The organism is Methylohalobius crimeensis 10Ki, from assembly GCF_000421465.1.
GTDB classification, from domain to species: Bacteria; Pseudomonadota; Gammaproteobacteria; order Methylococcales; family Methylothermaceae; genus Methylohalobius; species Methylohalobius crimeensis.
Window position 1 is genome coordinate 893,466 of sequence record NZ_ATXB01000001.1, and the last position, 10,997, is coordinate 904,462.

Consider the following 10,997-nt stretch of genomic DNA (forward strand, 5'->3'; position numbering starts at 1 on the left):
ATTATTCCTCTCCCATAAAACCCAGCAAATGCAACAGACTGGTGAACAAGTTGTATATGGCGACATACAGCGTGACGGTGGCTAAAATGTAATTGGTTTCGCCCCCGTGAATGATCTGGCTGGTTTCGAACAAAATCAAGCCCGCCATCAGCAGCACGAACATCGCCGATACGGCCAGGGCCAGCCCCGGCATTTGGAAGAAAATCGCCCCCAGCCCCGCCAGGAAACCGACCAGGATGCCGGCGAACAAGAATCCGCTCAAAAAGCTGAAATCCCGGCGCGAGGTCAGGGCGTAAGCGGACATTCCCAGGAAAATCACGCCGGTGCCTCCCAGCGCCGTCATCACGATTTGGTGGCCGTTGGGGATGAACTTTAAGTACATGCTCAGGATCGGTCCCAGGGTCATCCCCATGAAACCGGTCAGCAGGAAGACGAACAGCAGGCCCCAGGCGCTTTGGCTGAATTTTTGAGTTAAAAACAACAATCCGAAATACCCCACCAAGGTCACGATCATGCCTGGATGAGGTAGATTCAATACCATGGACAGGCCCGCGGTTGCGGCGCTGAACAGCAGGGTCATGGCCAATAGGGCATAGGTGTTGCGTAGGACCTTGTTGGTCGCGACAGCTCGGGTTTCGGCTTGGGATAAAACGCGTACTCGGCTCATATGAATTCAACCTCCGTTGGATGAGAATCTTCGATATTATCGTGGTTCGGAAAGGAAAGTCCAACCGTCTCCCGGTATGCTCAACAATCCTGGTTCATCAGGGTAAGCCGGAGAGAACGCGCTCTCCAGCTCTCAATGAGCGCTGGAATCGTCTAACGGCAGCGCCGCCTAGCAAAAAAGCTCGGTCGTCATGCGGAGGCGATCAGGCGGTCGCCCGTATGGACGTCGAACAAATGCAGTTTGTCGGGAGCCAGCCATAATTCGATGGGCTGGCTTTTATTTACTTGAATGGATGCGTCGAGTCGGGCGATCAAATAGAACTTGAAGCTTTGACCGATTTCCGGGAGCCGGGTTTCGTGCGGCGGGCGGCGGTCCACGCTTAAGGGTAAATGGACGAACAAATCGGCACCCAGCCACTCGACCAGCTCCACCGGGAGCCGGAAACTTGGACTCGATTTATCCCGGGGCGGCGTGCTTAAAAGATGCTCCGGTCGGATGCCGGCAATCACGGGGCCTTGAATCGGTGGTCGATGTTTCCGGAAGCAGTCGGGCAGTTCCAATTCGACCATCGGCAACTGGAGACGGCCATTTTCGATTGTTGCGGGCAGAAAGTTCATGGTGGGCGAACCGATGAATCCGGCAACGAAGCGGTTTGCCGGACGCTCGTAAAGATCTCTCGGGGTGCCGATTTGTTGTACTTCGCCCCGCTCCAAGACGGCGATCCGTTCGCCCAGGGTCATGGCCTCGGTTTGATCGTGGGTGACATATACCATGGTGGTGCCAAGCTGTTTCTGCAGGCGCGCGATTTCGGTGCGCATCTGGACGCGCAGCCTCGCGTCCAGGTTGGACAAGGGTTCGTCCAGCAGAAACGCTTCGGGATCTCGGACCATGGCCCGGCCCATGGCCACTCGTTGGCGTTGACCGCCGGACAGATTGGCCGGCTTGCGCTCGAGCAATTCGGTCAGCTCCAGAATGCGCGCTACCTCCTCCACCCGTCTTTCGATTTCCGCCTTCGATCGTTTCGCCATCTTCAGGGGAAACGCCATGTTCCGGCGCACCGTCATGTGAGGATAGATGGCGTAGCTTTGGAAGACCATGGCCATGTTGCGATCCTTGGGGTCGAGGTCGTTGATGCAGCGGCCGTTCAGTAAAAGTCTTCCCTCGGAGATCCGTTCCAAACCTACGATCATGTTCAGCAACGTGGATTTGCCGCACCCCGAGGGTCCCACCAGAATGAAAAATTCACCGTCCCGGATGGTGAAGCTGACATTTTTCACCGCCTCGGTGCCGTCGGCAAAGCGCTTGGTGATGCCTTCAAGTTGGATTTCCGCCATATCCGTATTTGGTTGATGTTTTATTTGATGAGGAGGCTGAGATCCGGTAAGTCCCCGCCGGGGCCGTTCGCAGCAGGGATGCTGCGATTCGAGCGTACACGGAGGTATTTACAGCGTGTCCCGGCGGGGACTTACCGGATCTTGAATGTGGAATGATGCAATATAACCCCATTTACCCTTTGATCGCTCCGGCGGTGAGGCCGGTGACGAGCCAGCGTTGAAAGATCAGGACCAGAAGGATGATGGGGGCGGTCACCACGACCGAGGCGGCGGCGATGGAACCGGTGGGCAGTTCGAACCGCGAGCTGCCGGTGAAAAAGGCGATGGCGACGGGGACCGTGCGCGCCTTGTTGGTCGATGTCAGGGAAATGGCGAACAAAAAGTCGTTCCAGGCGAAGATGAAAATCAAAAGCCCCGCCGCGACCGCGCCGGGGGCTGCAATGGGAGCGATTACATGCGTGAAAGCCTGGAGGCGGGTGGCTCCATCGATCCGCGCCGCTTTTTCCAGATCCCAAGGAACGTCGCGGAAAAATGCCGACAAAGTCCAAATCGACAGGGGGAGGGTGAAAGTCATATAAGGCAGCATGAGTCCCGGCCACGTATCGAAAAGGCCGATCGCTCGCCACATTTCGAACAGCGGTCCGATGATAGAAATAGGCGGAAACATGGCGATGGCCAGGGCGCCGGCGAGGACCACCCGTTTGCCCGGAAAGTCCAGCCGTACGATGGCATAGGCGGCCATCGCCCCGAGAACGACCGCCAGCAGCGTGGACAGGAACGCGATGCCCAGGGAGTTCCAGAGGGCATGCGGAAACTGGAGGTCTTGAAAGATGGCTCGATAATGCTCGAAGGTGATCGAGTTGGGGATAAAACGCCGATCATTCAGATCGGCGGGGGGCTTGAGGGAGAGCGACAAGATCCAGGCGACCGGAATCAGCGCGTAGACGATAACGATCAGGCTGCCGAAAATCCAAAATATCCGCTCCAGGGCGTTGGATTCGGAAGTCATTGGGAGTCCTCCCGGTGTATGAGCGGGGCTTTGAAGCCTTTGATAAAGCCGATGGCGATTAAACTGACGCCGGCGAAGATCAATACCGACACCGCCGAACCCAAGCCCAGATTGAGGCGCGCGATCAGGGTATGGTAGGCGACGATGGAAACCGTCTCCGTGCCGTGGGCGCCGCGGGTCTGGACGAACACGGTGTCGAAGATGCGGAAAGCGTCCAGGGTGCGAAACAGCAACGCCACCGCCACCGCCGGTTTCATTAAGGGCAGGGTGATTTGAAAAAAGCGCTGGATTCTGGATGCGCCGTCCACTCGCGCCGCTTGCAGCAAGTCCTGGGGTACCAAGGTTAGTCCCGCCATCAGCAGCAGGGCCATAAAAGGCGTGGTTTTCCAGACTTCGGTGGCGATGATCACGCAAAACGCCGACCAGCGTTCGTTCAGCCAGGGTTGGTCCAAGTTAAGCAAGGCGTTGATAAATCCGGTGGTGGGATCGAACGCGAATTTCCAGGCCAAGGCGGCGACCACCGTAATGATGCCGTAGGGGACGAGAATGGCGGTGCGTACGGTGCGCCGTGCAAACAGGGTGCGATGCATGAGCAGCGCCAGGGCGAATCCCAGCATCAATTCCATCATCACCGAGCCCGCGGTAATCAGGACGGTATTGGCCAGCGCTTGCCACCACACTTCCGAGGTCAACACGCTGGCATAGTTGGCCCCGCCGACGAATGCCCGTTGCTCCGGAAAACGTAAATCGTAGCGGTAGAGAGACAACCAGAAGGCGTAGGCGAGAGGGTAGGCGGTCACCAGCAGCATTGCACCGACCGCCGGTAGACAAAGCCACCATCCCAGCCGCTGCTGCCGATTCACAACAGTCCCTCCGAGCGCAAGGCGCGGCGCACCGCCGCGCGCAGGCGTTTAATGTCTCGATCGGGGACGATCGCCTTCATCGGATGCAGGGTGCGGCTGATGGCCAGGGAAATGTCATTGTAAAGCGGAGTCGGGGGGCGTTGCACTGCGTCTTTGAGGGTAGCCCGCAGCAAATCGGCGAATGGGAGTTTCGCCCTGACTTCGGGGGCGTCGTAGAGGGCTTCGATCGTCGGCGGCAAGCCAGCGCGAATCGCCGCCATTCTTTGATGCGCTTGTCCGGCGAGACAAGTGGCTGCGCGAAAAGCGAGTTCGGGATGGCGGGAATAGGCGCCGATACCGAGGTTGATACCGCCGATGGCCACCCGGCTGGGTCTGTCTTCTGTCACCCCGGGCCAGCGCGCCCAGCCCATGTGGACGGCCACCTCGGGCGCATTCTGATTGGCGCTCGGCCAGACGAAGGGGTAGTTGATCATGAAGACCGCCTTCCCGGTCTCGAATCTCAATCGCGCTTGATCCTCGCGGGCGGTGGACAAGGCGGGGTCGGAGGCGGGTGAGTCGGCGAGCCGTTGCATGATCGCCAACGCCTGCCGGGTGGGGCGTTGAGCAAGTGCAACGTGCCGACCGGTTTCATCCAGAACCGATCCACCGGCGGAAGCGAGCAGCGAGGTGAAAAAGACGGTCAAGCCTTCGTAGCGTTCGCCTTGGGCCAACACTGCTCCCTCCTCTCCGAAAGCCTCCGCCATGCGGATCATCTCGTTCCAGGTTCGGGGCGGATGCTCGATTCGGTCTTTCCGGTACCAAAGCAATTGGGCGTTGGCGGTAAAAGGCGCCGCCCAAAGTCTGCCTTGATAAGTCGCGCTTAGGATGGAAGGCTGGAGACGTCCTTGCCTCGCCGTTGCGGCCTTGTCGGCGGTCCAGGGCAAGATCCAGCCGGCCTGGGCGAATTCCGCCGTCCAGATGACATCCATGCCGATGATGTCGATATCGGAATCGCTCGCCGCCAGGCGCCGCACCAATTGTTCCCGTTGCTGATCGGCATCGGCCGGCAGCGGGACGAGCTTGATCTGGTATGCCCCGCCGGAGGCTGACGAGCAATGTTTGGCCGCCTCGGCGAAAGTCCCCGACGGTTCGTCGAACACGTACCAGCGAAGCCGGGGAAGGGTCGATTTGTCGGGTGACGTGCATCCGTTCAACGTTATCCATATCGCAAACATTGCGATGAGCGGACCGGTTGGGTTAAACGCAAAAGAATTTTCGGCTTTCATGGGGTCGGTCCTTTATATCCTCACGGATCGTCCGCCGACTTCGGCCTTTGAAGAAGGATGATAGGCTTTTTTCCGCTGGCATGGAATACGGCTACGTTTCAGTGGTGACTTGGCGGTTCTTTGTCGAACTTGCAATGCGGAAATCAGATCGGGATAATAGGGTGTTTCCCGGCACGGCATGCCGGGAGGAACGATTGATGGTGGGCCGTGTCGGTCCCCTCGCAACGATAGGCTGTAAACCCCGCCAGGCCCGGAAGGGAGCAACGGTAGCAGCCGACTCGTGTGCCGGGGTGTGGCTGGTGCGGCTTGCCGCCCTAATATTTAAAGATTTCCCCATGAGCTATCAAGCCCTGGCCCGCAAGTGGCGGCCGCGCCGCTTTTCCGAGATCACAGGGCAGTCCCATGTGGTCCGGGCGCTCCGCAACGCGTTGGCGCACGACCGCATGCATCACGCCTATTTGTTCACCGGCACCCGCGGCGTGGGCAAGACCACCATTGCCCGGATTTTGGCCAAGGCGCTCAACTGCGAGCAGCCCCTGGACGGCGAACCTTGCTGTCGCTGCGAGATCTGCCTGGCGGTGGACGAGGGGCGTTTCGTCGACCTCATCGAAGTGGATGCCGCTTCCCGCACCCGAGTGGAAGATACCCGCGAGTTGCTGGAAAACGCTCAGTACGCTCCCAGCCGGGGGCGTTACAAGATCTACCTGATCGACGAAGTGCATATGCTCTCCGGGCACAGTTTCAACGCCTTGTTAAAGACTCTGGAAGAGCCCCCGCCGCACATCAAATTCCTGCTTGCCACCACCGATCCGCAAAAAGTCCCGGTGACCGTGCTGTCGCGCTGTCTCCAGTTCAACTTGAAAAAGCTGCCTGCGGATCAGATCGAATCGCGTATGACTCAGGTGCTGGAAGCCGAGGCGTTGGATTTCGACGGGGAAGCGCTGCACTTGTTGGCCCGTGCGGCCGAAGGCAGTCTCCGCGATGCCTTGAGCCTGCTGGATCAGGCCATCGCCTACGGGGGCGGTCGAGTCCGGGCGGCGGATGTGGAAGGCATGTTGGGCGGCGTGGCCCGGCATTCCCTCAAGGGAATGGTGGAAGCGCTGGTGTCGGGAGATGCGCAGGCCGTGATGGCCGAGGTGATCCGACTTTCAGAGGCGGCTCCGGATTTTGCCGAAGTGTTGAAAGCGTTGTTGAGTTTGTTCCATCGAATCGCCTTGGCCCAGCAATTACCGGAAACCGCCGATCAAGACGAGGAACGGAAGTGGATTCTGGCCCAAGCGGAAGCGCTGTCACCCGAGGATGTGCAGTTGTACTATCAGATCGGCTTGATGGGGCAAAAGGATTTGCCCTGGGCACCGGATCCGCGCACCGGCTTGGAGATGATTCTTTTACGAATGCTTGCGTTTCGGCCGATGGAAGTGGCGGAGCAGCGTGTGCCGGCGCCGAAGGCTTCGGCTTCCCCGGGCCGGAAGGCGGGGAATTCGGTACCGACCTCTGAGGTCGAAACCCGGGAGCAAGCCGTTCCGGCGGAAGACCCGCCCGCCTTGGAGGGCGCTGGATCATTGGAATGGGCCGCTTTGCTGGAGCGCATGCGTTTGTCCGGCATGGCCAAAGAGTTGGCCCATCACTGCGTGATGCAGCATTTGGACGATCGCCGCTGTGTGTTGATGCTGGACGAAGGTTTCGAGCATTTGAAGAACGACCGCTGGCATGCGCGGTTGGAGCAAGCTTTGCAGGCGGTCCTTAAGCAGTCGGTGAAACTGGAGATTCAAGTCGGCCGAAGCGGTAGCGAGACGCCGGCGATGCTGCATCGGCGGCGCCAGGAAGAAGAGTTGGCCGCGGCGGAAAAGGCCATCGCCGAGGACGAGACGGTTCGGACCTTGATGGAAACCTTCGACGCCCGGGTCGTGCCGGGTACGGTGAAGCCGGTGAAGTAACAGTCATTTGGAGGATGTGCGGATGAAAAACCCATTGGGAGCCTTGATGCAACAGGCTCAAGAAATGCAGGAAAAATTCAAGCAAGCTCAGGAAGAGTTGGCCAAGGCGGAAGTGCAGGGAGAGGCTGGTGGCGGCTTGGTCAAGGTGGTGATGAACGGCCAGCGCGAGGTGTTGCGCTTGGCCATCGATCCCAGCTTGATCAAGGAAGAGGACAAGGAAATTCTGGAAGATTTGACCGCGGCGGCGGTCAACGATGCGGTCCACAAGGTAGCCAAGCTCAAGGAAGAGAAAATGGGAGAGCTGGCCGGCGGTTTCCAATTGCCCGGCGGGATGAATTTGCCGTTTTAGGCCATAGGTCGATATGGATTTGTTTCGGCATAATTCAAGCGCCGCGAATATCAATAGCACCTGATTTCGGCATGGAGCGAGGCGATTGTCTCCAGCGACTCATGCAGGCGCTCCGCTGTCTGCCCGGGGTCGGTCCAAAATCCGCTCAACGCATGGCGTTCCACCTCCTGCAGCACGACCATGAAGGTGCCCGGCGCTTGGTGGAGCGCCTGGACGAGGCATTGAAGAAAATTCGCCGTTGTCGTTCCTGCCGGACGCTCACCGAACTGGAAACCTGCCGGATTTGCGCCGATCCGGGCCGCGACCGGTCCCAGTTGTGCGTGGTCGAAACGCCCGCCGACGTGTTCGCGATCGATCGGGCCACGGTATATAAAGGTCTGTATTTCGTCCTCCACGGACGGCTATCGCCTTTGGACGGCATCGGTCCGGAAGAGCTGGGATTGGACTTGCTGGAGAAGCGCTTGGCCGAGGGAGAGGTAAAGGAGTTGATTCTGGCGACCAACTCCACCGTGGAGGGGGAGGCCAGCGCTTATTACATCGCCGATTTGGCTCGCCGCTTCGAGATATCGGTCAGCCGCATCGCCTACGGGGTGCCGGTCGGCGGCGAGTTGGAGTATCTCGACGCCAACACGTTGGTACACGCGTTTCAAGGTCGACGGGTGGTTTAAGATATCCGGGGCAGTTTTTCCAGCAATTTCAAATAGCGCCGGTAGCGTGCTCTGCTGATCTCTCCTTTTTCCACGCCCTCTCTGACCGCGCATCCCAAATCGTCCACATGCCGGCAATCGTTGAACCGGCAGTAAGAAATGAAGGGCCGGAATTCCTTGTAGCCCTCGGCCAATTGGCGGGAATCGATATCGGCCAAGCCGAAGATCGCCACGCCCGGGGTGTCGATGAGATCGCCGCCGCCCGGCAGATGAAACAGCATGGCGCTGGTGGTGGTGTGGCGGCCACGCCGGGTGCCGTCGGATAAGCCGCCGATGCGAACATCCAAGTCGGGGAGCAAATTTTTCAAGAGGGAGGATTTCCCTACTCCCGACTGGCCGGCCAGCATGGAGATCTTGTCTTTTAAAGTGGCCTTGAGAGTTTCCATACCTTCACCGGTTTCGGCGCTGATAAATAAAAGCGGATACAGGTCGCGATAAGGCGCCAGATTCGCATCTACGCCTCTTCGTGACGCTTTCGTGAGCAAGTCCGACTTGTTGAAAAGCAGGCGGGTATCGATGCCCCGGTTTTCATTCACCACCAGGTATTGATCCACGAGCAGTAAATCGTAGGGAGGTTCGGGCGCCAGAACCACCAGAACCTGGGAGACATTGGCCGCCGCCGGACGCGTTTTGCCGCCGCGGCCGGGGCGGGTGAGGAGGGTGTCCCGAGGCAGAACCTCGAGGATGCGGCCGTGTTGGGCGTCGGCGGCTTCCCAGTGAACCCGATCGCCGACGCAAGGCTCTTGGCTGCGGCGCAAAGGATGGCAAAGGTAAATCCGTCCCGCTTCTTCCTCCACCGCCCACTTCTTGCCGAAATGGGCGACCACTCGACCGGTGCGGGGCGGATTCATGCGTGGGCGGATCTTCGGAGCGCGGGTCATCCGGAAGTCTTTTGCGTCGCCTTTAAATGCTCGATCCGAATCGCCGCCGGGGGATGGCTGTAGTGGAAGGCCGCGTATAAGGGGTCCGGGGTCAGGGTGGCGGCGTTGTCGCGATAGAGCTTCACCAGCGAGCGGATCAGCGGCTGAGGTTGGGTCATGGAGGCGGCGAATTCGTCCGCCTCGAATTCGTATTTGCGTTGAATACCCGCGATCAAGGGCTGCAGGAAGACGGTGAATACCGGCATGATCAGCATGAATAGCAGAAGAGCTGCGGCGTGGGTGGCCCTCGGCACGCCCAGTCCTTGGTAAAATGTCGGTTGCTCGGCCAGCCAGCCGAGGAGGGCGAAGCCGAACAGACTCAAGAGGGCGCTGGTCATCAGCATTTTAATCACGTGGCGGCGCTTGAAATGTCCCAGTTCGTGAGCCAGCACCGCTTCCAGTTCTTCCGGTTTCAGAGCTTCCATCAAAGTGTCGAAAAACACGATCCGCTTATTGCTGCCGAGCCCGGTGAAATAGGCGTTGCCGTGGCCGGATCGAGTGGAGCCGTCCATCACGAAAATCCCTTTGCTGTGAAAGCCGCAGCGTTCCAGCAATCGTTGGATGCGGGCCTTGAGGGTTTGATCTTCCAGGGGAGTGAATTGGTTGAACAGAGGGGCAATCAAGGTGGGGTAGGCCCAGCTCATCAAGAGGGAGAAAGCCATCAAAATCGCCCAGGCGAGCAGCCACCACCAGCGGCCGGTACTGTCCATGACCCATAAAACGATTCCCAGAAGGGGAGCGCCGATGGCCAATGCCAAAACCGTCTGAAGGCCTAAATCCTTGATGAATCGCAGGGGCGTGGTACGGTTGAAGTCGAATTTTTCCTCCACCCCGAATGTCTGATAAAGGGAGAGCGGTAGTTCCGCCACCGCCGTCAAAAACATCACCGACAGGATCAGCAGGATGCCGTGGGTGACGGGGCCGAGCTCGAACTGCATCCATCCGCGATCGAGGGCCGCGATGCCGCCGCCCACGGTAAAGACGAGCAGCAAGACCGCGTTGAGCAGTCGGCCGGCATTCTGGATTTTGAGCTTGGCCAACGTATAATCGGCGGCCTTTTGATGAGCGCTAAGACTGATGGCCTCTTGAAACGCCTCCGGAACCTGGTCGCGGTGGGCGCTCACATGGCGCGCATGACGCCGGGCAAGCCAGATTTCAACGGCGAAGGATACGGTCAAAGCGAGCAGAAAAATGATCGTGAAGCTATTCATGAATAGACGGTCGACTTTGCAAAAACTGACAGAACAGCTTAGCCTTTGCGGCTGTATCTGACAATAATCTCAGCCTGGAAATAATTGTATGACCCACCCCAAAGACAACCTGATCTGGATCGATTTGGAGATGACCGGTCTGGATCCGGATCGGGACGTCATCATCGAAATCGCCACTGTCGTTACGGACAAGCATTTGAATGTATTGGCCACCGGGCCGGTATTGGCGGTTCGGCAGCCGGAGGCCGTCCTGGCGACGATGGATAGTTGGAATCAGAAGCATCATGGCGAATCGGGACTTATCGACCGGGTGCGTCGAGTCGGGGTGAACGAGCGCGAGGCCGAGATTCAGACGCTGGAATTTCTGAAGCAATGGGTGCCGCCGGGGGAATCCCCCATGTGCGGCAACAGTATTTGCCAGGATCGACGTTTTTTGTATCGGGCGATGCCGCAACTGGAAGCCTATTTCCATTATCGTAATCTGGATGTTTCCACGCTCAAGGAATTGGCCGGGCTATGGGCGCCCCATCTCAAGCAGGGATTCAAGAAGCGGAACGCCCACGAGGCCCTGGCGGACATTCTTGAGTCCATCGAGGAACTGAAATACTACCGGAATAACTTCATCAAAGCTTGACGGAGAAAATGCGCTTTGTTTAGTCGCATCTTTCCGGCAATGGGATGATATAATTACAAAATTTATCAACAGAAATTAATCAATGCCCCCGCAGGAGCGAA

Annotated in this window: 11 protein-coding genes and 1 other RNA gene; 5 read left to right on the plus strand and 7 right to left on the minus strand. The window is 58.6% G+C overall.

Annotated elements, in window-relative coordinates; translation table 11 throughout:
- Nucleotide 1 precedes the first annotated feature (1 nt).
- The 5 genes from H035_RS0104680 to H035_RS0104700 form a co-directional block, all read right to left on the minus strand.
- A complete protein-coding gene (locus H035_RS0104680; protein WP_022947841.1) occupies nt 2-667 on the minus strand; it encodes a Bax inhibitor-1/YccA family protein in 666 nt (221 codons plus the stop codon).
- A gap of 188 nt (nt 668-855) precedes the next feature.
- Complete coding sequence (locus tag H035_RS0104685) at nt 856-2,001, minus strand: ABC transporter ATP-binding protein (RefSeq protein ID WP_022947842.1); 1,146 nt, start codon at nt 1,999-2,001, stop codon at nt 856-858.
- A gap of 172 nt (nt 2,002-2,173) precedes the next feature.
- The gene (locus H035_RS0104690; protein ID WP_022947843.1) at nt 2,174-3,010 is read right to left on the minus strand and encodes a carbohydrate ABC transporter permease; all 837 of its coding nucleotides are present in this window, start codon (nt 3,008-3,010) and stop codon (nt 2,174-2,176) included.
- Nucleotides 3,007-3,873 carry a carbohydrate ABC transporter permease gene (locus H035_RS0104695; RefSeq protein WP_022947844.1) on the minus strand — a complete coding sequence of 289 codons (867 nt, stop codon included), beginning with the start codon at nt 3,871-3,873 and terminating at the stop codon, nt 3,007-3,009. Before H035_RS0104695 ends, H035_RS0104690 begins: the two co-directional genes overlap by 4 nt.
- Nucleotides 3,870-5,066 (minus strand): ABC transporter substrate-binding protein, encoded by a 1,197-nt coding sequence (locus H035_RS0104700; protein ID WP_235044541.1) that lies wholly within the window; start codon nt 5,064-5,066, stop codon nt 3,870-3,872. The genes H035_RS0104695 and H035_RS0104700 overlap by 4 nt, the downstream gene beginning before the upstream one ends.
- Nucleotides 5,067-5,346: 280 nt before the next feature.
- Between H035_RS0104700 and ffs the strand changes: the two genes are divergently transcribed.
- The 4 genes from ffs to recR all read left to right on the plus strand — a co-directional run bounded on the left by ffs (nt 5,347) and on the right by recR (nt 8,092).
- Nucleotides 5,347-5,443: signal recognition particle sRNA small type (ffs, locus tag H035_RS21220), an RNA gene on the plus strand.
- 30 nt (nt 5,444-5,473) lie between these two features.
- A complete protein-coding gene (gene dnaX, locus H035_RS0104705; RefSeq protein WP_026596272.1) occupies nt 5,474-7,075 on the plus strand; it encodes a DNA polymerase III subunit gamma/tau in 1,602 nt (533 codons plus the stop codon).
- Nucleotides 7,076-7,097: 22 nt separating this feature from the next.
- Nucleotides 7,098-7,424 carry a YbaB/EbfC family nucleoid-associated protein gene (locus tag H035_RS0104710; RefSeq protein WP_022947847.1) on the plus strand — a complete coding sequence of 109 codons (327 nt, stop codon included), beginning with the start codon at nt 7,098-7,100 and terminating at the stop codon, nt 7,422-7,424.
- Between the two features lie 71 nt (nt 7,425-7,495).
- On the plus strand, nt 7,496-8,092 hold the full coding sequence (gene recR / locus H035_RS0104715) for a recombination mediator RecR (RefSeq protein ID WP_022947848.1): 597 nt from the start codon (nt 7,496-7,498) through the stop codon (nt 8,090-8,092).
- Here the strand turns inward: recR and rsgA are convergent.
- A complete protein-coding gene (gene rsgA / locus H035_RS0104720) occupies nt 8,089-9,012 on the minus strand; it encodes a ribosome small subunit-dependent GTPase A (RefSeq protein WP_022947849.1) in 924 nt (307 codons plus the stop codon). The two genes, recR and rsgA, sit on opposite strands and share 4 nt — an antisense overlap.
- On the minus strand, nt 9,009-10,262 hold the full coding sequence (locus H035_RS0104725; protein ID WP_022947850.1) for a M48 family metallopeptidase: 1,254 nt from the start codon (nt 10,260-10,262) through the stop codon (nt 9,009-9,011). Before H035_RS0104725 ends, rsgA begins: the two co-directional genes overlap by 4 nt.
- Before the next feature lie 88 nt (nt 10,263-10,350).
- On the opposite strand from H035_RS0104725, the gene orn reads away from it, so the two are divergent.
- Nucleotides 10,351-10,896, plus strand: a complete 546-nt coding sequence (gene orn, locus H035_RS0104730; protein ID WP_022947851.1) for an oligoribonuclease — start codon at nt 10,351-10,353, stop codon at nt 10,894-10,896.
- Nucleotides 10,897-10,997: the final 101 nt, after the last annotated feature.

Excerpts from the sequence above, each read along its gene's own strand:
- rsgA (WP_022947849.1), bottom strand. The coding sequence starts at position 9,012 with ATGACCCGCGCTCCGAAGATCCGCCCACGCATGAATCCGCCCCGCACC.
- recR (WP_022947848.1), top strand. The coding sequence starts at position 7,496 with ATGGAGCGAGGCGATTGTCTCCAGCGACTCATGCAGGCGCTCCGCTGT.
- orn (WP_022947851.1), top strand. The coding sequence starts at position 10,351 with ATGACCCACCCCAAAGACAACCTGATCTGGATCGATTTGGAGATGACC.
- H035_RS0104725 (WP_022947850.1), bottom strand. The coding sequence starts at position 10,262 with ATGAATAGCTTCACGATCATTTTTCTGCTCGCTTTGACCGTATCCTTC.
- dnaX (WP_026596272.1), top strand. The coding sequence starts at position 5,474 with ATGAGCTATCAAGCCCTGGCCCGCAAGTGGCGGCCGCGCCGCTTTTCC.
- H035_RS0104685 (WP_022947842.1), bottom strand. The coding sequence starts at position 2,001 with ATGGCGGAAATCCAACTTGAAGGCATCACCAAGCGCTTTGCCGACGGC.
- H035_RS0104710 (WP_022947847.1), top strand. The coding sequence starts at position 7,098 with ATGAAAAACCCATTGGGAGCCTTGATGCAACAGGCTCAAGAAATGCAG.
- H035_RS0104690 (WP_022947843.1), bottom strand. The coding sequence starts at position 3,010 with ATGACTTCCGAATCCAACGCCCTGGAGCGGATATTTTGGATTTTCGGC.
- H035_RS0104680 (WP_022947841.1), bottom strand. The coding sequence starts at position 667 with ATGAGCCGAGTACGCGTTTTATCCCAAGCCGAAACCCGAGCTGTCGCG.